The organism is Mycolicibacterium monacense (assembly GCF_010731575.1).
Lineage (GTDB): Bacteria > Actinomycetota > Actinomycetes > Mycobacteriales > Mycobacteriaceae > Mycobacterium > Mycobacterium monacense.
The window spans coordinates 5743137-5764800 of record NZ_AP022617.1 but is presented as its reverse complement, the minus strand read 5'-3'; the positions used below and the strand labels follow the sequence as shown (position 1 = coordinate 5764800).

Genomic DNA, 21664 nt, shown 5'->3' with positions numbered 1-21664 from the left:
GATGCGGCTACCCACGGTTGGGGCCCGGTCTGTGCGCTCCCTGCGAGTCCTTCTCCGCCTTGCCGTTCATGCGTCTGGAGGACCGTTTCACCGGTTAGGAGCCGCGAGTACGCGCCCGCGCCCCCGCACCCGAGTCCGGCGCGATGACGCGGCCGGAGACCCCCACCATCCCGCCCGCGGAGGGGCCCGTGGTGACCACCGGACCCGAGGATCCCGCGCCCGGTATGGGTGACGACGAGGGCTGCGGTGACCAGCTGACGTTGGCGTCAGGGCTTTCCGGGGTATGCCAGGGCGATGACCGTCATCGGCTTCCACTGCTCACACGAGCAGATCGACCCCGCCCAACTCCTCAAGGACGTCCAGCACGCCGAGCAGGCCGGTTTCACCGCAGGCATGTCATCAGACCACTTCAGCCCGTGGAGCGAGCGGCAGGGCGAATCCGGCTTCGCCTGGGCCTTCCTCGGCGCCGCGCTGGCCACCACCGACCTGCCGTTCGGTGTCGTCAACGCGCCGGGTCAGCGCTACCACCCCGCGATCATCGCCCAGGCCATCGCCACGCTGGCGCAGATGTTCCCCGGCCGGTTCTGGGCGGCGCTGGGCTCGGGTGAGGCGTCCAACGAACGGATCACCGGTCAGGCGTGGCCCCGCAAGGAGGTGCGCGACGCACGGCTCGTCGAGTGTGTCGACGTCATCCGCCGTCTGCTGCGCGGTGAAGAGGTCAGCCACGAGGGTTTGGTGGAGGTCAACCGGGCCCGACTGTGGACGCTGCCCGAAGTCACCCCCGACCTGGTCGGCCCGGCCGTCACGCCGCAGACCGCGGCCCGCCACGCCGCCTGGGCGGACGGCCTCATCACGGTCAACCAACCACCGGAGAAGCTGCGCGCGGTCCTCGACGCGTACCGCCAAGCCGGTGGTCGCGGACCGGCGCGGCTCCAGATCCATCTGAGCTGGGCGGCCTCCGACGACGAGGCCATGGCGATCGCGCACGACCAGTGGCGCAACAACGTCTTCGACCCGCCGGTGTCGTGGGATATCGAGACCGTCGACGCGTTCGACGTGATCGGCAGCGCCGTCTCGACGGAGAAGGTCAGCGGTGCGGTACGTGTCTCGGCCGACCTCGGACGCCACGCCGAGTGGCTGGCCGAGTACGTCGAACAGGGTTGGGATGAGCTCTACCTGCACTTCGTCGGCCAGCAGCAGGCCGGCTTCATCGACGCCTTCGGTGAGCACGTCCTTCCACAGCTGTCACCGACCGCTCCCACGTCGAGCGCGGCGATCGCATGAGGAAGATCGAGACCGGCGACCTGTGGTGGAAGAACGCCGTCTTCTACTGCGCCGACATCGAGACGTTCTACGACTGGAACGGCGACGGCACCGGCGACATCCGGGGCATGACCGAGCGCATCGAGTACCTCTTCGACCTCGGGGTCACCTGCCTGTGGCTGATGCCGTTCTATCCGACCGCCCGCAAGGACGACGGCTACGACATCATCGACTTCTTCGGGGTCGATCAGCGCCTGGGCAACCTCGGTGACTTCGTCGAGCTGGTGCGAACCGCACGATCCAAGGGCATCCGGGTGATCGTCGACTTCGTCATGAACCACACCTCCGATGCCCACCCCTGGTTCAAATCCGCCCGGCGCAGCAAGGACGACCCGTACCGCGATTACTACGTGTGGAGTGAGACCGAGCCCAAGTCGAGTCCGGCCGACGTCGTCTTCCCCGACCAGGAGGACAGCATCTGGGAGCAGGAACCCAAAACCGGCGAGTGGTACCTGCATCACTTCTACAAGCACCAGCCCGACCTGAACATCGCCAATCCCAAAGTGCAGGAGGAGATTTCGCGCACACTCGGCTTCTGGTTGCAACTCGGCGTCTCGGGTTTCCGGGTCGACGCCGTCCCCTTCCTGTTCGCCCGCGACGGAGTGCCCGGCGACCCCGGCGTCTTCGATCCCTACGAATACCTCGGGGACGTCCGCAACTTCGTCAACCGGCGGGTTGGTGACGCGGTGCTGCTCGGCGAGGTGAACGTGCCCTACGACGATCAGAAGTCGTTCTTCGGGGGCCCCGACGGCGACGGACTCAACATGCAGTTCGACTTCATCGGCATGCAGAACATGTACCTCTCGCTGGCCCGGGGCGACGCCGGCCCGATCGCCGCGGCGCTGCGCGAACGCCCACCGCTCGACGAGACGAGCCAGTGGGCGAACTTCGTGCGCAACCACGACGAGCTCACGCTCGACAAACTGGGCGACGCGGAACGGCAGGAGATCTTCGACGCCTTCGGACCCGAGCCCGACATGCAGCTCTACGGCCGCGGGCTGCGCCGACGCCTGCCGGCGATGCTCGGCGGGGACGAACGGCGGATGCGCATGGTCTACTCGCTGGCGTTCTCGCTGCCCGGCACTCCGGTCCTCTACTACGGCGAGGAGATCGGGATGGCCGAGAACCTCGACATCCCAGGGCGGTTCGCCGTGCGGGTTCCGATGCAGTGGACCAGCGACGACAACGGCGGTTTCTCCAGGGCCGCCGCGCGCCGACTCCCCCGCCCGATCACCGACGGCCTGTACGGCCCCGACCGGGTGAACGTCGCCGACCAGCGCCACGACCACCAGTCGTTCTGGTGGTTCATCCGCGATCTCATCTACACCTATCGCCAGCAGCCGGAGATCGGCTGGTCGACGGCCGAGGTGCTCGACCAGCCCAACCCTGCGGTGCTCGCGCACTGCTGCCGGGAGAAGAGTGGGTGGACGATGGTGGGGCTGCACAATTTCGGCGCCGACCGGTGCATGGTGCCGATCCAGATCGAGGACGCCCCGGAGGGGTCGACGCTCGTCGACCTGCTGGACGGGCTGTCGGTGCACGAACTGGACGCGAAGGGACGGCTCGAGATCGGCCTGGACGGTTACGGTTACCGTTGGCTACGCCTGGTCCGGCCGGGCGACGACCCGATCATCTGACAGACCGAAGTGACCGTGTGGGAGTTCGTACTCGGCGTTGCCGTCGGCCTCGCGCTGACCTGGCTCGCGCTCGTCGTCGTGCTGCTCATCGCGCGGCCACGAGACGGAATGCTGCGCGAGGCGCTGCGCATCCTTCCGGATGTCCTGCGCCTCATCCGCAGGCTCGCCGCCGACAAGTCGCTGCCCGCCGGGGTGCGGGTGCGGCTGGCTCTGTTGCTGGCGTATCTGGCGATGCCCTTCGACGTGATCCCCGACTTCATCCCGGTGCTCGGCTACGCCGACGACGCGATCGTGGTGACGATCGTCCTGCGCGGCGTCGTCCGGCGCGCCGGCCGGGACGCGGTGCGCGCGCACTGGCCCGGCAGCGATGACGGCTTCGAGGCGCTGGCCCGCCTGACCGGTTGGAGCAGCGGCACCGCCGCATGACGCGGGGTTTTGCGTCAAATCCGCCCGCGAACGCTGCGCAACTGGCAACCTGTGCACGTGCTCAGCCTTCGGCATACCGATCTACGTGCGGAAATGCCACTCTCTCTTTCGGGCCGCTTCCTTACCAATGTACGATAACGACACTCTTGCCGCGCGCTGGTCGGTACCACTTACGCGCAGAAGCAATCCGACGGAATGGAGCGTTCACCGATGACCGACACCGTCGCCACCCGCTACTCGGGAACCCGGGTCGCGAGGGTCGAGGACAACCGCCTGCTGACCGGGCGCGGGACCTTCGTCGACGACATCCAGCGCCCCGGCATGCTGCACGCGTGCTTCGTCCGCAGCCCGTTCGCCCGGGCCAAGGTCAACGGGATCGATGCCTCCGCCGCGCTGGCGATGCCCGGCGTGTACGCGGTGTTCACCGCCGAGGACCTCAACGGCGACGCCGTCGAGTCGTGGCACGCCGTCGCCGGTAAGGACGTCCCCGACACCCCGCGCCCGCCGTTGGCCGAGGGCGAGGTGAAGTTCGTCGGCGATCCCGTCGCGCTCGTCGTGGCCGAATCCCGTTACCTGGCCGAGGACGCCGCCGACGCCGTCCAGGTCGACTACGAGCCCCTGCCCGCGGTGGCCGACTTCCGCACCGCGGTGAACGCCGAAACCGTCGTCCACGAGCAGTACCCCGACAACGTCGCGGGCGGGATGGGTGGCGCGCCTCCGGACGAGGAGACGTTCTCGTCGGCCCCATGCGTGGTGAGCGAGAACATCTACCAGCAAATGTACGTGCCCGTCCCGATCGAGACCCGGGGCATGGTCGTCGAATGGGAGCCCACCACAGGCGAATTGACGCTGTGGGCGTCCACGCAGACACCTCACGAGCTCCGCGCGTTCACCGCTCGGCTGCTCGGCATCCCCGCCCAGAAGGTCCGGGTCATCATGCGCGACACCGGCGGCGGGTTCGGGCAGAAGGTCGTGCCGATGCGCGAGGACATGGTCATCATGCTGGCCGCGCGCAAGGTCCCCGGTGCGCTGAAGTGGATCGAGGACCGGCGCGAGAACCTCATGTCGGCCGGCCAGTCCCGCCACGTCGACGGCACCGCCCGGATGGCGTTCGACGAGGACGGCACGATCCTCGCCGTCGACATCGACTTCAACCAGGACGTCGGCGCGTATCCCACCCCGTACCCGGTGCTCACCACCGCGGCGATCGGCATGTTCTTCCCCGGGCCGTACCGCGTCCCGAAGGCCAGCTTCAACTACAAGACGGTGTTCTCCAACACCGCCGGCCTGCACGCCTACCGCGGCCCGTGGCAGTACGAGACTCTGGCCCGAGAGATCATGTTCGACATCGCCGCCCGCAAGCTGGGCATCGATCCGGTCGAGTTGCGCCGCAAGAACATACTGCGCGGCGACGAGATGCCGTACTTCAACCCCAACGGCATGCCGTATGACCACGTCGCCCCCGCCGACACCTTCGAACAGGCCGTCAAGATCCTCGACCACGAGGGTTTCCGCAAGGAGCAGGCCGAGGCGCTCGCCCAGGGCCGCTACATCGGGCTCGGGTTCTCCGCGTACATCGAGCCGACCGGCGCCGCGACCGGCCATCTGGGCACCGAAGGCTGCACCATCCGGATGGAGCCGACCGGCAAGATCAACGTCTACGTCAACGGCGGGTCGACCGGCAACAGCCTGGAGACGACGGTCATTCAGCTCACCGCCGACGCGCTCGGCGCCGACATCGACGACGTCGCCACCATCCAGGGCGACACCGCGATCACCCCTTACGGGGCGGGCACGCAAGGCAGTAGGAGTGCCCCGATGACCGCGGGCGCGGTCAACGAGGCCGGCGGCATCCTGCGCGCACAACTGATCCGCATGGCCGCCCACCACCTGGGCGTGGAAGTCGACGACATCGAACTCGGCGGGTCGAAGGCCTACGTACGCGAAGACCCCACCAAGAGTGTGAGTTTCGCCGACATCGCCTACCGCGCGCACTACCAGCCCGAGCACCTGCCACCGGGCGGAACGGCGACGCTGGAGGCCACCGCGCGCTTCACCTCGATGGCGATGATCCACTGGGCCAACGCCACTCACGCCTGCACGTGTGAGGTCGACGTGGAGACCGGACAGGTGACGCTGACCCGTTACATCGTCAGCGAGGACGTCGGCCCGATGATCAACCCCAACGTGGTCGAGGGGCAGGTGGCCGGCGGCACGGTGCAGGGCATCGGCGGCGCGCTGCTGGAGAGCCTGGTCTACGACGCCGACGGCAACCCGCTGTCGTCGACGTTCGTCGACTATCTGCTGCCAACGGCGACCGAGGTGCCGCCGATCGAGTTCGGCCACGTCGAGATCCCCGGCCCGGGCGTCGGCGGCTACAAGGGCGCCGGCGAAGGTGGCGCGATCGGCTCGACACCCGCCGTGATCAACGCGATCAACGACGCGCTCGCCCCGCTGGGTGTGACCGTCACCCGGTTGCCCGCCACCCCCGCGACCATCGTCGAACTGCTCGAACAAGCGAACCGAGAGGACCACTAGCCGTGGAACTGAACAACGAATTCCGGGTCGCGGTGCCGGCCGCCAAGACCTGGGAGGTGCTCACCGACGTCGAGCGGGTGGCGCCGTGCCTGCCCGGTGCGACACTGCTGTCGGTCGACGGCGACGAGTTCACCGGCGCGGTCAAGGTCAAGGTCGGCCCGATCACGGTGTCCTACCAGGGTGTTGCCGCGTTCCAGGAGAAGGACGCCGCCGCCCAGCGCGTCGTGCTCAGGGCCTCCGGTAAGGAGACGCGCGGTAACGGCAACGCCGCCGCGGTCGTCACCGCACAGCTCAAGGACGAGGGCGATGCCACCCACGTGGTCATCAACACCGACCTCACCATCTCCGGTAAGGCCGCCCAGTTCGGCCGCGGTGTGCTCGCCGACGTCGCCAGCAACCTCATCGGTCAGTTCGCCAAGGCCCTCGAGGCCGACGTCCTCGGCGACGCCCCAAAGGCGACGACGGCGCCCACGACGGAGGCGGCGACCGCCGCCGCCCAACCCGCCGCGGGAGACTCGGTCGACCTGCTCAAGGTGGTGGCGGTGCCGCTGGCGAAACGCTTCGCCCCGGTGGTCGCCGGAGTGGCGGCGGGCGCCGCGGTGGGATTTCTGATCGGCCGCCGCCGCAGGCGCGCGCATCCGGCCGCGGTGTTGGCCGAGGATCTGCAGGCCGCGCTGGCCCGCCTGCTCGGCCCGTTGTCGCCGGCCGACCGGCTCCGGCCATGAAGGCCGCCCCGTTCGCCTACCACCGCCCGGATTCGGTGACCGAGGCGGTGCAGATGCTGTCCGAGTTCGGCGACGACGCGAAGATCCTCGCCGGCGGGCAGAGCCTGGTGCCGATGCTGGCCATGCGGCTGACGCACTTCGAGCACCTCATCGACATCTCCCGGATCGGCGAGTTGACGGGTATCGACCTCGTCGACGGTCAGATCGTGGTGCGCGCGGCGACGCCGCACGCGTTGGTCGGTTTGGACGACGAGGTCGCCGACTCGGTGCCGCTGCTGACGCTGGCCACCCCGCACATCGGGCACTTCCAGATCCGCACGCGCGGCACTCTCGGCGGGGCGATCGCGCACGCCGACCCCGCGGCCGAATACGCCGCCGTCGCACTGGCACTCGACGCTCAGATCGAGGCCGTGTCCAGCCGTGGCCGACGGGACATCGCCGCGGCCGACCTCTTCACCGGCCTGTGGGAGACGTCGCTCGCGGCCGACGAGATCCTCACCGCCGTGCGGTTCCCGGTGTGGAGCGGCCGGTGCGGCTTCGCCGTCGAGGAATTCGCCCGCAGGCACGGAGATTTCGCGATCGCCGGTGCGACGGTCGCGCTCGAACTCGACGGCGACGACCGGGTGACGCGCTGCGCCATCGGGCTACTGGGGCTGGGGTCGACCCCGCTGCGCGGTGTCGACGGTGAACAAGCCGTCGTCGGCACTCGGGTCTCAGACATCAGCACCGACGAGATCGGCAGGCTCACGCTGGCCGCTGTGACGGACGTGCCCGCCGACCTTCAAGGTTCGGCGAGCTATCGGCGCCGGGTCGGCGCCGCGATGGTCTCGCGTGCCCTGGCATCGGCGGTCGCCCAGGTGACTTCGGAGGAGATGATCCATGCATGAGTTGCCGGTCGAGTTGACGGTCAACGGCCGCAACCATCGCGGAGTGGTGGAGCCGCGTATCACGTTGGCCGACTTCCTGCGCGAGACATGCGGTCTCACCGGCACGCACCTAGGCTGCGAGCACGGGGCGTGCGGTGCGTGCACGGTGCTGCTCGACGGGCAGGCGGTCCGGTCCTGTCTGGTGTTCGCGGTGCAGGCCGACGGCCAGGAGGTCACCACCGTCGAAGGCATCGCCGGACCCGACGGTGAGCTCTCCCCCGTGCAGGCCGCGATGAAGGAATGCCACGGACTCCAATGCGGTTTCTGCACACCGGGCTTCGTCACCTCGATCACGGCGCTGCTGGCCGACAACCCGGATCCGAGCGACGAGGAGATCCGCGAAGGGTTGTCGGGCAACTTCTGCCGGTGCACGGGATACCAGGGCATCGTCAACGCCGTCCGCCTCGCCGCCGAGCGCACGCGCAACGGGCAGACCGTAAGCCCGTAGGCGAGGCGACCACGGCAGGTGTTTGCCGGTGCAGCGGCAATAATCCCGCGATCCCGGGCGTTGGCGCGAAGATGAGCAACATGCACATCGGTTTCATCGGTCTGGGCAACATGGGTTCGGCCATGGCGGCGAACCTGCTGGCGGCGGGCCACGACGTGACCGCCTACAACAGGTCACCGGATAAGGTCGACGCGCTGAGCGCCGAGGGCGCCCGCCCGGCCCGCACGGTGGCAGAGGCGTGCCAGGGAGACGTCGTTGTGACGATGCTCGCCAACGACGACGCCGTCGAGGCGGTCAGCTTCGGCGACGACGGCATCGTGGCGTCGCTACGCCCCGACGCGATTCACGTCTCGTCGTCGACGATCAGTCTGGCGCTGGCCGAACGGCTCACCGCCGCACACGCCGAGGGCGGCAGCCGTTTCGTCTCTGCGCCCGTGTTCGGCAGGCCCGAGGCGGCCGCGGCCGCCAAACTCTTCGTCGTGGCGGCCGGCGCACCCGATACGGTCGAAGCCCTGGCGCCCGTCTTCGAGGCGATCGGGCAGCGCACGTTCGTGGTCGGCACCGAACCGAAGGCCGCGAACCTGGTCAAGGTGTCGGGCAACTTCCTCATCGCCTCGGTCATCGAATCGCTCGGCGAGGCCATGGCCCTGGTCGCCAAGGGTGGCGTCGACGTCGACCAGTACCTCGACCTTTTGACGTCCACCCTGTTCGACGCGCCGGCCTACCGCACCTACGGCGGGTTGCTGGCGCGCCGCGAATTCGAACCCGCCGGATTCAGCGCGACGGGCGGACTCAAAGACGTCCGCCTGGCCCTGGAGGCCGGGGACGGGCTGCAGGTTCCGCTTCCGATCGCCAGCCTGCTGCGTGACCGGTTCCTCACCCTGCTCGCCACCGGCGGCGGCCATCTGGACTGGTCGGCCATCGGAGCGCTCAGCGCCTGGGAATCCGGAGGGCCTGGTCCGAACGCCTGAGCGCGCCCACAATGACCTGATGGGACCGTCGACCAGTTACCGACTGCTGCAGATCGCGCTCGCCGTCTTCGGCACCGTCGCGCTGCTGCTCTATCCGCTGGCCGTCGTGTGGCCGTCGGGGTGGGCCTGGCATCAGGGTGCGCCACACCAGTCGGACTACTTCATGATGATCGTCGGGCTGTACGCGACACTCGGGGTCTTCCTCTGGATCGCGGCGCGAAGGCCCGAAGCCCACCTCAGCCTGATCTGGTTCACCGTGTGCTCGAGTGTCGTGCACGCCGTGATCATGGCCGTGCAGTCGTTCGGCAGCGGTCACCACATGGGCCACCTGCTCGGCGACGTCCCCGCGCTGCTCCTGATGGCCGTCGTGCTGTCGGCGCTGGTGCAGGTCTCGGGCGTCGGGCAGCGCTCAGACCACCCCGCGTAGCCCGTCGGCGCCGAAGAGCGGTTCGAGCATGCCCGACATGTCCGGGCCGCGCCGGAGGTTGTGGCCGCCGTCGACGTTGATGATCTGCCCGGTGATCCAGGACGAGGCATCGCTGAGCAGGAACACCGACAGGTTCGCGATGTCGGTGACCTCCCCGAACCGCGGCAGCGGTGTGCACGCGCGGTAGTCCGCGGACACCTCAGGCGACTCCAGGATCGGCCCGACGAGGTCGGTCTGGATCAGACCGGGACGGATGCCGTTGACCCGCACCCAGGACGGGCCGAGTTCGTCGGCGGCCAGCTTCATGATGTGGTCGAGGGCGGCCTTGCTGGGCCCGTAGGCGCCGAACCAGCGGTGCACGTTGCTCGATGCGATCGACGAGATCCCGACGAACGATCCGCCTCCACCGCGAACCAGTTCTCGCGCAGCGTGTTTCAGTACGTACATCGTGCCGTTGACGTTGAGGTCCACCGTGCGCCGCCACGCATCGGAATCGATCTGGGTGATCGGGCCGATGGTCTCCGAACCACCCGCGCTGTGCACGACGCCGTGCAACCGGCCGCGCCATGCGGTGGCGGCCTCCACCAGCCGCGCCGCTTCGTCCTCGTTGGTGACGTCGGTGGGCTCGTAGCGCACCTGCCCCGCGCCGTCACCGGCCGCGGCGGACAGTTCGTCGGCGGCGGCGGCAAGTCGGTCGGCGTTGCGTCCGGCGAGCATCACGTCACCACCGGCGGCGACGATCGCGGCGGCGACGCCCTTGCCGATTCCACTGCCACCGCCGGTGACCAGATAGGTGCGATCCGCCAGTGAGAGCTGGGAAAGCAGCAAGGGAATCCTCCGGTAGGTAGGCCGTATAACTGAAACGCGTTCTAGTTATACGTCACGGCTCGTCGCGCCGGGCCAACTTCGGTGCGCCCAGCTCGCGCCAGTCCGGCACGTCCGGCGGCATGCCGACGGCCACGCGGTTCTCGTTGTGCGCCGCCCAGTGCGCATGCCCGAGCTCGTGGATGTGGAAGCCGTGCCGCAGTGCCTCGGTGAATCCCATCGCGTCGGCGGCGGCGTTGACCGAATCCTTGACCAGCAGTGCTGCCATCGTCGGCAGTGCGGCGATCCGGCGCGCGAATTCGACCGTCTTGTCCTCGAGTTCGGCGCGCGGGAAGATCTTCGACACCATACCCAGGCGATGCGCCTCGTCGGCGTCGATCGAATCACCGGTCAGCAGCAGCTCTTTGGCCTTGCGCGGACCGAACTCCCACGGGTGGGCGTAGTACTCGACACCCGGCATACCCAGCCGGACCGCCACCACGTCGCTGAACTTCGCGTCGTCGGAGGCGACGATGAGGTCGCACGCCCAGATCAGCATCAGCCCCGCCGAGATCGCATTTCCCTGCACCTGGGCGATCGTGATCTTGCGCAGATCGCGCCACCGCCGGGTGTTCTCGAAGAAGTAGTGCCACTCCTGCAGGTAGATCTTCTCCGCGATGGCGGGCCTGGTCGCACCGTTGATCCGGAACGTCGGATGCTGCGCGGGACCGGGGCCGCGTTCGGCGATGGCCTCCTCGGATCCGAGGTCGTGGCCGGCGGAGAAGTTCTTGCCGCGCGCGGCCAGGATCACCACCCGCACCTGATCGTCGGCCTCCGCGCGCCCGAACGCCTCGTCCAGCTGCACCAGCAGCGTCCGGGACTGGGCGTTCTGCGTATGCGGCCGGTTCAGCCAGATCCGCGCGATGCGCCCGTCGTCGAGGGTCTCGTAGGTCACCTGCTCGGCGTCTGCCACAGCAGCACCCTACGCGGGCGTGTCGCAGGCCCGCGCGCCGGTCGCCTAGAGTTGGAACATGCCTGCAAAGTCTGATCCAGCCGATATCGGCGACGTCGAGCCGCTGGCCGACAGCACCGCGCGCCAAGCCCGCAAAGTCGTCGCCGCGTACGCCGTCGACGCCGACGAATGTCGCGTCTTCTTGTCCATGCTCGGCATCGGACCGTCGAAGCTCGAGGCGTAGGTGGCTTCGGAGGGCGACCCAGGCGTCGGCTCCGGAGACTCCGACTTCGTCGTGGTGGCCAACCGGCTGCCGATCGACATGGAACGGCTGCCCGACGGCAGCACGTCCATCAAACGGAGTCCCGGCGGTCTGGTCACCGCGCTCGAACCGCTGCTGCGCAAACGCCGCGGCGCGTGGATCGGGTGGGCCGGCATCCCGGACAGCCCCGAGGACCCCATCGAAGAGGACGGTCTACAGCTCTACCCGGTCGCCCTGTCGGCCGATGACGTCGCCGACTACTACGAGGGTTTCTCCAACGCCACCCTCTGGCCGCTCTACCACGACCTGATCGTCAAACCGATCTACCACCGCAAGTGGTGGGACCGCTACGTCGAGGTCAACCGGCGGTTCGCCGAGGCGACCGCCCGCGCCGCCGCACAGGGGGCCACCGTCTGGGTCCAGGACTACCAACTGCAGTTGGTGCCGAAGATGCTGCGGATGTTGCGGCCCGACCTGACGATCGGTTTCTTCCTGCACATCCCGTTCCCGCCGGTCGAGCTGTTCATGCAGATGCCGTGGCGCACCGAGATCATCGAGGGTCTGCTCGGCGCGGACCTCGTCGGTTTCCACCTGCCCGGCGGTGCGCAGAACTTCCTGTACCTGTCCCGCAGGCTGACCGGCGCCAACACCTCGCGCGCCAGCGTGGGTGTGCGGTCGCGCTTCGGCGAGGTGCAGGTCGGGTTCCGCACGGTGAAGGTCGGTGCGTTCCCGATCTCGATCGACTCGGCCGAACTCGACAGCAAGGCGCGTAACCGCAGCGTGCGCCAGCGCGCCCGCGAGATCCGCAACGAACTGGGCAACCCGCGCAAGATCCTGCTCGGCGTGGACCGCCTCGACTACACCAAGGGCATCAACGTGCGCCTCGAGGCGTTCTCCGAACTGCTCGAGGACGGCCGCGTCGACAGGAACGACACCGTGCTCATCCAGTTGGCGACACCCAGCCGGGAACGCGTCGAGAGCTACATCGCCATGCGTGAGGACATCGAGCGCCAGGTCGGCCACATCAACGGTGAGTTCGGCGACGTCGGCCACCCGATCGTGCACTATCTGCACCGGCCGGTCCCCCGCGACGAGCTGATCGCGTTCTTCGTCGCCGCCGACGTCATGCTCGTCACCCCGCTGCGCGACGGGATGAACCTGGTCGCCAAGGAGTACGTGGCGTGCCGCAGCGACCTCGGCGGCGCGTTGGTGCTCAGCGAATTCACCGGCGCCGCGGCCGAACTCCGTCAGGCCTACCTGGCCAACCCGCACCACCTCGAAGGTGTCAAGGATGCCATCGAGGCGGCGCTGAATCAGGACCCGGAAGAGGGCCGCCGTCGGATGCGGGCGCTGCGCAGGCAGGTCCTCGCCCATGACGTCGACCGGTGGGCCAGGGCGTTCCTCGACGCGCTCGCCGATACTAAATCGGCGTGATGTAGTCGATCAGCCACCGGCCGTCGACCTTGGCGTAGTCGACGCGCAGCCGGCTGCCGTCGTAGATCGGCTTACCGTTCTTCTCGATGACGGTGCGGTTCAGGTACACCATCACCTGCGCCGAATCCCGTTGCGCGTCAAGCACACCGACGCCGACGACGTTGGCCTGGCTGACCACCTGACGTTCCCGCGCCTGCGGGATGATGTCCTTGGTGGCGCGGTCACGGAACTCCTGGCGGAACTCCGGTGCCAGCATGGCGTACGCCTCGGTCAGGCTGCGCTCGACGGTCTGGTAGTCGTAGCCGAAGACCTTCGGCATCTGCTCGGCCGCCAGCGGAGCCAGTTCGGCCGCGGCCTGCTGCGCACCGCGCGTCTCGACACGTTCCCAGAACAGCGAGCCGCCCACCGCGGCCAGCGCCACGAAGGCCACCGCGCACAGCACGCTCACCACACCCGCCAGCCGGGTCGACCACTTCCCCATCAGTTACCGCCGTCGGGGTACTTCAGGTCGTACCCGGTCATGTGGCCGTTGTCGTCCTCGTGGACGATCACCCGCAACCGGTACGGCTGCGACGGTTGGTTGTTGCCGTCGATGTCGGTGATCGTCACGCGCACCGCCACCAGCACCGAGGCGTTGTCGGCGATGTCGTCGAGTTTCTCCAGCGCGGCACCGTTGATGACGGCCTCGGAGCTGGCCTCGGTCTCACGGAACAGCGCCTTGAGGTTGTCGACGTTCTCGCCCTGGCTGAGCATGTCGCGCAGCGGACCGCTGGTGCCGTCGACGAACCGGTTCACGCTCTCGTCGATGGTGTCCTGGGTGTAGCTGAACATGTTGACCACGGTCTGCGCCGCGGTGTCGACGAACCGCTGCTGACGGGCCTGTGTCGCGTCGGCATCGCTTTGCTGCGCCGACCACACCCCGACCAGCGTGGTCACCGCGGCCAGCACGACCGCGAGCCCGCCCAGCGCCACCGCCGCGACCAGCCTGCGGTGCGGCTGACGGCGCGGTGGGGGCGCCGCCGGACGCGGGCTGCGCACCCGGATGGTCGCCGGTGCCTCGACCCGCAGGTCGGCGGCCACCGTCTCACTGACGGTGCCGTTCGCCGGGCCGGCCGCGCGGGACGCGCGCCGGCGCACCGGCTTCGTGGTCGAAGCCGATTGTTCAGTCATCACATCTGCCTTGGAGCCATCATCAGGTCTGCCCAGTTTTCCGCAGGCGCCAGTTTGTCAGCGCCCGGGGCGTACACGCCAATCCCGCCGGCGGGATCGGCGAACACGCCCGTCCTGGAGTCGTAGCTGGCCGTCATCGGACCACTGGCCAGCGGGGCCTCCGCGGGTAGCGGACCCGGCAGCGGACCCGGTCCCGGCGGCGGTTCCGGCGCAGGCACCGGCGGTGCATCGGCCGGTGGCGGCGGAGCCAGCGACGGTGGCGGTGGCGGTGGCGCCGGTGGTGGGCGGCCGTAGGGCGGGACGAGGTGATCCGGCGGCCCGTAGTACGGCAGCGGCACCGGAACACCCGGGTCACTCGGCGGCACCGGAAGCGGGAACGGCGCGTGCGGAGCCGGTCCCGGACCGGGCGCCACACCCGGCGGCAGCTGCACCGCCGGCGGCCCCGGATCGGGGTCCACCTGCGGGGGGATGAACGGGAACTTGTTCTGCGGCAGGATCATCCGCGGATCCTGGATCGGTTCACCGATGGGCACCGGCGGTCCGCGCCACGGATTGCTGCCGATCGGCACGAAACCCTTGGGATCGCGGCACAGGGCCACGGTGGGCGCACGCTTGCCCGGGAACTCCATGCACGGGTAGTTGCGGGCGCCGCGTACGACGGTCGGGTCGTTGTGCGGGGCCTTGCAATAAAGATCCCCCGGCAGGTCGCGCAGCGTCGTGTCGGCCGGCGTGCGGATCGCCGTCGGTGGCAGGAAGCCCACCGAGCAGGTGGGCGGATCGTTGAGGTGGATCTTGAAGTCCAGTTTGCCGCCCTCGTCCTGCGGCACACCGCCTGCGACGGTGTTCAGCGCGGCCAGCAGCGCCGGGAAGATCACCAGTGCCTGCTCGAGCGACTTGTTGTAGATGACGCCGATGCGGCCGAAGTTCGCGAGGTTGGCGGCCAGCACCGGGAAGGTCGGCCGGATGCCCTCGAACGTCGTGTTGGCCGCCCGGGTGGTGCCGGGCACCGTCTGCAGAGTCGTGCGCAGCTGCGAATCCGCGCCGGCCACGTTGCCGGTGACGTCGGCCAATCCGTCGGCCAGCGCGCGGATGTCTTCGCCGCTACGGATCTGCGCCTCGAGGAACGGACCCGCCTGGTCGATCAGCTGTGAGACCTCGTCGTAGTTCGCGTTGGCCTCGTCGACCAGCAACCGCGAAGACTGGATCAGCCGCGACAGCTCGGGACCGGAGCCGTTGAACGCCTTGAACGTCTCGCGCAGCACCTCCTGGATCCTGCTGTCGCCGATGCTGCTGACCAGCCGGTCGGCTTCCTCGAGGAGCCCGGAGATGTCCTGGCCGATCGCGGTGCGGTCCAGTCCGATGTTCGCCCCGTCGCGCAGCATCGATTGCGAAACCCGCTCCGGCGGTACCAGGTCGATGTACTGCTCACCGATCGCCGAGACGCTCTTGACCGTCGCGGTGACGTTCTCCGGCACCGGGGTGCCGCTGTTGAGCCGCATCGAGGCGACGACCCCGTCGTCGGCCAGCCCCACCTTCTCGACCCGGCCGACCGTCACGCCCCGGTAGGTGACGTTGGCGTTCTCGTAGAGGCCACCGCCGGCGGTGAACTTGGCGGTGACGTCGTAGGCCCCGATGCCGACCGCGGCAGGCAGGTGCAGATAGAACAGCGAGATCGCGCCGACGGTGAGGACCGTGACGACGGCGAAGATCGACAGTTGCAGTTTGGTCAGCCGGGTCAGCATCAGGGCGCCGCCTCGTGTTGGGTCGCCGTGCCGGGCGGGATCTTGAACGGATCCGCCGCCTGACCCGACAGGTTGGCCATCGCGCCGGTGAGGAAGTCCGGCGGATTGACGACCTCGCTGATCCGCTTCATGTTCGGGTCGAGTCCGAGTGAGGTGGTGAACACCGACTCCCCGATCCGGCGCAGCGTCAGGTCGAACGTGGTGAACACGTTCAGATAGTCGCCGCGCACCGCGTTACGCAGGTACTTGTAGTGGAACGGGAACGTCGGCAGGAACTCGAGGGACTTGATGAAGTCGTCGACGTTGTCGTTGAGCGACTTGATCACCGGGTAGAGGTCCTTGAAGTCCGCGGCGAAGTCGTCCTTGGTCTGCGACAGGATCCGGGATCCCACGATCGCGAAGCTGCGCAACGCGGCGAACGCGTCGACGATGTTGGCGCGGTTCTTGTTGAGCACGTCCAGCGCGGCCGGCAGTGTGTCGAGCGTGCGTCCGAGGCTGTCCCTGCTGCGGGCCAGGATTCCGGCGAAGCGGTTGAGTCCCTCGGCCGCGGCGATGATGTCGCCGGTCTGGCGGTCCAGCGACGTCGTCAGCTCGGCGAGGCGCGGGACCAGATCGGTGAAGCTGTCCTGGCGGCCCGCCACCGCGGCGTACGCCTCGTCGGTGATGTCCTGCAGCGCACCGAGATTGCCCTTGTTGACCACGACGCCGAGCGAGGACAGCACCTCTTCGGTGGTCGGGTAGCGGCCGGTCCGCTCGAGCGGGATCTGCGAGCCCTCCCTGAGCTTGCCGATCTCCGGTTCGTCCTGCGGCGGTGCCAGCTCGATGTGCTGGCTGCCCAGCAGCGAGGTCTGGGCCACCTTGGCGGTCGAGTTCTCGGGCAGGTTGACGTTGCCGTCGAGGGCCAATTCGACGGCCGCGTAGAACGTGCCGTCGGACCGCTGCACGGCGTTGATACCGGAGACGCTGCCCACCGTGACGTCGTCGATCATCACCGGCGAGTTCTGCGGCAGCGTCGACACATCGGGCAGCTCGACGCTGATCTTGTAGGACCCCGCGCCGTGACCCGCGGTGCCGGGCATGTTCAACGAGTTCAGGCCGCCGAACTGACACCCCGCCAACAGCAGGGCCCCGCTGCCCAGCGCGATCGACCGGTAACCGACACGAGAAACCTTGCCTCGCACGATCATCCAGCACCTCCCTCGGCCGGCAGCGGTCCCAACGGGACGCCGTTGAGGGAGTTACCCGGGGGTGGCGGTGGTGCCGCGGGAGCCGCCGGGGCAGCCGGTGCGGCGGGCGCCGCCGGGGCGGGCGGCAGGAACAGCGCGTTGAGATCCGCTTCGGCGGCCGCGGGGTCCGGCGGGGTGACGCCCGGCGCGTTCTGCCACTGCAGGTAGGGCACCGGCGTCCTTGCCTTGGCCTCGGTCTCCGGGGTGTCGTAGAGGATCTGACCCTTGTACGCGGTGATGCTGTTGATCGGATGGAACAGCAGCGGCGGGAAGTTCATCGCGATCCGCTTGAACACCGGACCCATGCGCTGACGGCAGATCTCGGCGCGCTTGTAGTTGTCCGGCGTCGCGCCCGCGTCGAAGGTGCCACCGCAGATGAACTGCACCGGGTTGGCGAAGTTCGGCAGTGTCAGCAGACCGCCGACGGTGCCCTGGGCCGGGTTGTAGATGTTGTAGAAGTTGGCCAGACCGTTGGGCGTCACGTGCAGAATCTGCTCGATGTCCTCGCTGTGGTCGGTGAGGATCTGGGTGAAGTCCGCCAACCGGCCGATCTGTCCGATCAGCGCATCGTTGCTCTCGTCGAGGAGGTCGCGGACGTCGACCAGCGCCTGGTTGAGCGTGCCCAGTGTGTTGTCGAGGTCGGCGGTGCTCTCGGCGAGGACCTGCGACACCGAGGCCACGTGGTTGGAGAACTGCACGATCTGCTCGTTGCTGTTCGACAGCGCGTTCACCAGCACCTGGAGGTTGCGCACGGTACCGAACAGGTCGGTGCGGGAATCGCCGAGACGGCCCGCGGTCTGGGACAGTTCGCGCAGCGCCTGCCGGAACGAGTCGCCGTTGCCGTCGAAGGTGTCGGCGGCCTGGTTGACGAACGCGCTCAGCGGGCCCTGCATCGAACCCTGCTGCGGGCCCAGTTGTGCGCTGAGCGCGGTCAGCTGTTCCTTGACCTCGTCCCACTCGACCGGAACCGCGGTGCGGTCCAGGCCGATGGCCGCGCCGTCCTGCATGACCGGACCGCCGGTGTAGGCCGGCGTGAGCTGGATGAACCGTGCGGCGACCAGGTTCGGTGCGATCATCAGCGCCTTGGCGTCGGCGGGCACCTGCACACCGTGGTCGAGCGTCATCGTCACCTTGACGTCTTCGGCCCGCGGGTCGATCGAGTCGATCTTGCCGACGGGGACGCCGACGATGCGCACCTCGTCACCCGGGTACAGGCCGACCGCCGAGGTGAAATAGGCGGTGATCTTGTTGCCGGTACGCGACGGCCACACCAGGTAGACGCCGACGGCCAGCGTCACCACGAGCAGGGCCGCCAGGCCCACCCGCATCCAACGGCCGCGCGACTTCACTGAATCCCCTCGGGTCATGGCGACTTCGGCCTGATGATCATGCGCTCCGAGATGTATCCGCGAAGCAGGTCCGACAGGCTGTCCGGCAGTTTGCCGGGCTGGAAGTAGGTGTCCAGCAGGACTTCGGCGATGGGGGCAGGCGGCAGGCCGTACAGGTTGATCTGGAAGCCGGGTCCCGAACCGACGACCTCGCCGAGCGCGGTCGCGTACGGCGGCAGTCTGCGCAGGGCCTCCCCGATGTGCTCGCGACGCTCGAGCAGGTTGTCCATCACCAGGTTGAGCTTCTCGAGCGCGGGCCGGAACTCGCGGCGGTTGTCGTTGACGAACCCCGACAGTTGTTCTGACACATCGTCGATCCCGGCGATCAGGTTGCTCAGCGCCTGGCGCCGCTCGTCGAGTGCGGCGAAGAGCAGGTTGCCGTCGGTGATCAGCTGGTTGACCTGACCGGCCCGCTGCGCCAGCGTGTCCGAGACCCGCTTGGCGTGGCCGAGCAACTGCTCGAGCGCCTCGTCGCGCTCGTTGATGCTGCGGGACAGATCGGTGATGCCGTCGAGCGCGCCGCGCAGCGCAGGGGTGGCTTCGCGCAGCGAGTCGGTCAGTGTGGCCAGCGCCTGCTCGAACCGCGGCTTGTCCAACTCGCCGACGTTCTGGCCGAGGTCCTGCAGCGCGGTGTTGAGCGTGTACGGGGTTGTGGTGCGCCCCAACGGGATCACCGTCGACGAGCCGGCGCCCTGCGGCGTGACCGACAGCGATTTCTCACCGAGCACGGTGTCGGTCTTGATCGCGACCATCGACTGGTCCCCGACCCGCACCTCGCGGTCGACGGTGAAATTCACCTTGGCCGCGTCGCCGGCAAGTTCCACGCCGTCGACCTTGCCGACCGTGATACCGGAGACGTTCACGTCGTTGCCGGGCGTGATCCCGCCGGCGTCGGTGAAGTACGCCTCGTACGACTTGCCCTGCGGGAAGAACGGCAGGCCGGTGTAGCCGAACGACACCAGCACCAGGCAGGTCACCAGGACGATGCCGAAGATTCCGGTGCGGAGCGGATTGGTGCTGTCGGGTCTAGCCATTTTCGGAGCACCTCCCCTTGGACGGATCCGGCGGGCCACCGACCGGGATCAGGATGTCGCTACCGGCGGGACCGTTGATCTTCAGCCGGGTCGAGCAATAGAAGATGTTGAAGAAGGACCCGTAGGCGCCGAGGGCGTTGAGCCGCAGGTAGTTCTCGGCGAGCGGTTCGATCACCTTGTTGACATCGGCCTTCCGGTTGTCGAGGGCCTGGGCCAGCGGCCGCGCGTTCTCGATGACACCCTGCAGGGGTCGCCGGGACACCTCCAGCATCTCGGTCAGATCGTTCTCCGCGGTGGCGAGCGGTTCGATGGCACCCGCGATCGGGTCCCGTCCCTGTGCGAGCCCGGTGATCAGCTGCTGCAGCCGGTCGACGCTCGCGTCGAACTGAGCACCCTTCTCGTCGACGGTGCCCAGCACGGTGTTGAGGTTCGTGATCACGTCTCCGATGAGCTGCTCGCGGGCGGCCAGGTTCTGGCTGAACGAGCCGGTGGTCGCCAACAGGTTCGACAGCGCACCGCCCTGTCCCTGCAGGAGTTCGATCACCGCGCTGCTGAGCTCGTTGACCTTCGCGCCGTCGAGACCCTTGAGCACCGGGCGCAGCCCGCCCAACAGCGCGTCGAGGTCGAGTGCCGGCTGGGTGTTCTGCTTGGGGATGGTCGACCCGGGCGGCAGCTTCCGCAGTTCGCCCGGCCCACTGGTGATCTCGAGATAACGGTCGCCGACCAGGTTCTCGTAGCGGACGACGGCCCTGGTCGAGGTGTAGAGCTGGTACTTGTCGCTGACGTCGAATGCGACGTCGACGGTGTTGTCCTCGTTGAGTTTGACGTCCTTCACCGTGCCGACCGGAACGCCGGCGATCCGCACGTCCTGTCCGGCCTTCAGCCGCGACGCCTCGGTGAAGTTGGCGTGATACGAGTTGCCCGAGGCGAACCGGAACTCGCCGAACACCACGACGAGCGCCGCCGCGACCAGCAGCATCACCACGGTGAAGATGCCGACGTTGAGCAGGTTTCCGTCGCGCTTCATCAGTACTCGTCCTTCTCCGCGAACGCGCCGTTGAACAGGAACTGCAGCGTCGAGGGAGCGTCGAACTGCAGCTCGGTGTTCGGCTGGTACGGCACATAGGCGTTGTCGGTGACCACGAACGGGGTGTGGTACCAGGAGCCGCCGTACTGCTTGTTGGGCACGTCCGGCAGGCCGCGGCAGTTGGGACCGCCGGAGGCGTTGACGATGGGCAGGCTCTCCGGGTACGTGTACGCCGGTGAGCCGGGGAGGAAGTTCGAGGACACGAACAGGCCCGGCCGGATACCGCCGATGATCGGGGCGAACCGCTCGACGGCGACGGCGGTGCCCTTGAGCACGCAGCCGATCACCGGGGAGTACTCACCGGCCACCTTCAACGGCGCCCGCAACCGCTGGATCGCCGCGATGTAGTTGTCGGCGGCCGGTTCCAGCGTGGCGGTGCCGTTGTTGGCCAGACCCGTGGCGGCCAGCAGTGTCGCATTGAGGTTGTCCTGCTGGTCGACGATCGTGTTGCTGATCGTCGGGGCGTTGTCGAGGATCCGCGCGATGTCCGGGCCGGCGTCGCCGTAGATGTTGGTCACCTCGGCGGCCCTGCGGAAGTCCTCCTGCAGTGTGGGCAGCTTCGGGTTCAGCCGCGCCACGTAGTAATTGAGGCCCTCGAGCAGGGCGCCCACATCGTCGCCGTTACCGCGTAAGCCCTCCCCCAGCGCGCTGATGGTGGCGTTGAGGTTGATCGGGTCGATCTTGCCGAGCACATCGGTCAGGGTCTGGAACAGCGTGTTGACCTCGAGTTGGACGTCGGAGGCCTGCACTTCGGCCCCGGGCCGCAACGACGTCTGCTGCGCCTTCTCCGGCGGGATGAACTCGACGGCCTTGGCGCCGAACACCGTCGTACCCGCGATGCGCACGGGGGCGTTGGCCGGGATGTACTTCATCTCGTCGCTGCGGATGGCCAGGGTCAGCTTCGCCTGGTCCCCGGCGTACTCGATCTCCTTGACCTTGCCGATCTGGATGCCGCGGTACTTGACCTTCGCATCGGTCTCCATGACCAGCCCGGCGCGCGGTGAGAAGACGGTGACGGTGTCGGTCGAGGTGAACGCCGCGGTGTACGACAGGTAGGTGAACACCGCGGCGGCGACGATGATCGACGCCATGATCGCGGCGGCGATGCGTACGTGACTGCGCTTTGCGTCGATATCTGGCATCG

Annotated in this window: 21 protein-coding genes; 11 read left to right on the top strand and 10 right to left on the bottom strand. The window is 68.3% G+C overall.

Features of this window, described 5'->3' with window-relative positions; all coding sequences use genetic code 11:
• Positions 1 to 294 precede the first annotated feature (294 nt).
• From G6N49_RS27665 to G6N49_RS27625, 9 genes are all read left to right on the top strand, one after another.
• Positions 295 to 1284: a TIGR03885 family FMN-dependent LLM class oxidoreductase gene (locus tag G6N49_RS27665; protein WP_011561974.1), complete on the top strand. Its 990-nt coding sequence runs from the start codon at positions 295 to 297 to the stop codon at positions 1282 to 1284.
• Entirely contained in the window at positions 1281 to 2960 is a 1680-nt protein-coding gene (locus G6N49_RS27660; RefSeq protein WP_011857091.1) for an alpha-amylase family protein, read from the top strand. The genes G6N49_RS27665 and G6N49_RS27660 overlap by 4 nt, the downstream gene beginning before the upstream one ends.
• Positions 2961 to 2969: 9 nt before the next feature.
• Positions 2970 to 3386, top strand: a complete 417-nt coding sequence (locus tag G6N49_RS27655) for a YkvA family protein (RefSeq protein WP_011561976.1) — start codon at positions 2970 to 2972, stop codon at positions 3384 to 3386.
• A gap of 210 nt (positions 3387 to 3596) precedes the next feature.
• Positions 3597 to 5924 carry a xanthine dehydrogenase family protein molybdopterin-binding subunit gene (locus tag G6N49_RS27650; RefSeq protein ID WP_011561977.1) on the top strand — a complete coding sequence of 776 codons (2328 nt, stop codon included), beginning with the start codon at positions 3597 to 3599 and terminating at the stop codon, positions 5922 to 5924.
• Between the two features lie 2 nt (positions 5925 to 5926).
• Complete coding sequence (locus G6N49_RS27645; RefSeq protein WP_011561978.1) at positions 5927 to 6649, top strand: SRPBCC family protein; 723 nt, start codon at positions 5927 to 5929, stop codon at positions 6647 to 6649.
• Complete coding sequence (locus G6N49_RS27640; RefSeq protein WP_011561979.1) at positions 6646 to 7536, top strand: FAD binding domain-containing protein; 891 nt, start codon at positions 6646 to 6648, stop codon at positions 7534 to 7536. The genes G6N49_RS27645 and G6N49_RS27640 overlap by 4 nt, the downstream gene beginning before the upstream one ends.
• The gene (locus G6N49_RS27635; RefSeq protein WP_011561980.1) at positions 7529 to 8023 is read left to right on the top strand and encodes a (2Fe-2S)-binding protein; all 495 of its coding nucleotides are present in this window, start codon (positions 7529 to 7531) and stop codon (positions 8021 to 8023) included. The genes G6N49_RS27640 and G6N49_RS27635 overlap by 8 nt, the downstream gene beginning before the upstream one ends.
• A gap of 71 nt (positions 8024 to 8094) precedes the next feature.
• The gene (locus tag G6N49_RS27630) at positions 8095 to 8994 is read left to right on the top strand and encodes an NAD(P)-dependent oxidoreductase (protein WP_011561981.1); all 900 of its coding nucleotides are present in this window, start codon (positions 8095 to 8097) and stop codon (positions 8992 to 8994) included.
• Between the two features lie 19 nt (positions 8995 to 9013).
• Positions 9014 to 9421 carry a DUF6632 domain-containing protein gene (locus G6N49_RS27625; protein ID WP_011561982.1) on the top strand — a complete coding sequence of 136 codons (408 nt, stop codon included), beginning with the start codon at positions 9014 to 9016 and terminating at the stop codon, positions 9419 to 9421.
• Here the strand turns inward: G6N49_RS27625 and G6N49_RS27620 are convergent.
• Together G6N49_RS27620 and G6N49_RS27615 are read right to left on the bottom strand one after the other, a co-directional pair.
• Positions 9404 to 10249, bottom strand: coding sequence for an SDR family oxidoreductase (locus tag G6N49_RS27620; protein ID WP_011561983.1), 846 nt, complete (start codon positions 10247 to 10249; stop codon positions 9404 to 9406). The genes G6N49_RS27625 and G6N49_RS27620 overlap by 18 nt on opposite strands.
• A gap of 52 nt (positions 10250 to 10301) precedes the next feature.
• Entirely contained in the window at positions 10302 to 11198 is an 897-nt protein-coding gene (locus tag G6N49_RS27615; protein WP_011561984.1) for an enoyl-CoA hydratase, read from the bottom strand.
• Positions 11199 to 11256: 58 nt separating this feature from the next.
• On the opposite strand from G6N49_RS27615, the gene G6N49_RS29250 reads away from it, so the two are divergent.
• Positions 11257 to 11421, top strand: coding sequence for a hypothetical protein (locus G6N49_RS29250; protein ID WP_011561985.1), 165 nt, complete (start codon positions 11257 to 11259; stop codon positions 11419 to 11421).
• Entirely contained in the window at positions 11422 to 12873 is a 1452-nt protein-coding gene (locus tag G6N49_RS27610; RefSeq protein ID WP_083044862.1) for an alpha,alpha-trehalose-phosphate synthase (UDP-forming), read from the top strand.
• Here the strand turns inward: G6N49_RS27610 and G6N49_RS27605 are convergent.
• The 8 genes from G6N49_RS27605 to G6N49_RS27570 are packed head-to-tail and all read right to left on the bottom strand — an operon-like array spanning position 12860 to position 21662.
• The gene (locus tag G6N49_RS27605; protein WP_011857097.1) at positions 12860 to 13354 is read right to left on the bottom strand and encodes an Rv1363c family protein; all 495 of its coding nucleotides are present in this window, start codon (positions 13352 to 13354) and stop codon (positions 12860 to 12862) included. The two genes, G6N49_RS27610 and G6N49_RS27605, sit on opposite strands and share 14 nt — an antisense overlap.
• A complete protein-coding gene (locus G6N49_RS27600; protein ID WP_011857098.1) occupies positions 13354 to 14043 on the bottom strand; it encodes an Rv1363c family protein in 690 nt (229 codons plus the stop codon). Before G6N49_RS27600 ends, G6N49_RS27605 begins: the two co-directional genes overlap by 1 nt.
• The gene (locus tag G6N49_RS27595) at positions 14043 to 15785 is read right to left on the bottom strand and encodes an MCE family protein (RefSeq protein WP_011857099.1); all 1743 of its coding nucleotides are present in this window, start codon (positions 15783 to 15785) and stop codon (positions 14043 to 14045) included. Before G6N49_RS27595 ends, G6N49_RS27600 begins: the two co-directional genes overlap by 1 nt.
• Positions 15785 to 16972 carry an MCE family protein gene (locus G6N49_RS27590; protein ID WP_083044863.1) on the bottom strand — a complete coding sequence of 396 codons (1188 nt, stop codon included), beginning with the start codon at positions 16970 to 16972 and terminating at the stop codon, positions 15785 to 15787. Before G6N49_RS27590 ends, G6N49_RS27595 begins: the two co-directional genes overlap by 1 nt.
• Positions 16969 to 18378 carry an MCE family protein gene (locus tag G6N49_RS27585; protein WP_041925168.1) on the bottom strand — a complete coding sequence of 470 codons (1410 nt, stop codon included), beginning with the start codon at positions 18376 to 18378 and terminating at the stop codon, positions 16969 to 16971. Before G6N49_RS27585 ends, G6N49_RS27590 begins: the two co-directional genes overlap by 4 nt.
• Positions 18375 to 19433 (bottom strand): MCE family protein, encoded by a 1059-nt coding sequence (locus G6N49_RS27580; RefSeq protein WP_011857102.1) that lies wholly within the window; start codon positions 19431 to 19433, stop codon positions 18375 to 18377. The genes G6N49_RS27585 and G6N49_RS27580 overlap by 4 nt, the downstream gene beginning before the upstream one ends.
• A complete protein-coding gene (locus G6N49_RS27575) occupies positions 19426 to 20460 on the bottom strand; it encodes an MCE family protein (protein ID WP_011857103.1) in 1035 nt (344 codons plus the stop codon). The genes G6N49_RS27580 and G6N49_RS27575 overlap by 8 nt, the downstream gene beginning before the upstream one ends.
• Entirely contained in the window at positions 20460 to 21662 is a 1203-nt protein-coding gene (locus G6N49_RS27570) for an MCE family protein (protein ID WP_011857104.1), read from the bottom strand. Before G6N49_RS27570 ends, G6N49_RS27575 begins: the two co-directional genes overlap by 1 nt.
• Between the last annotated feature and the right edge of the window lie 2 nt (positions 21663 to 21664).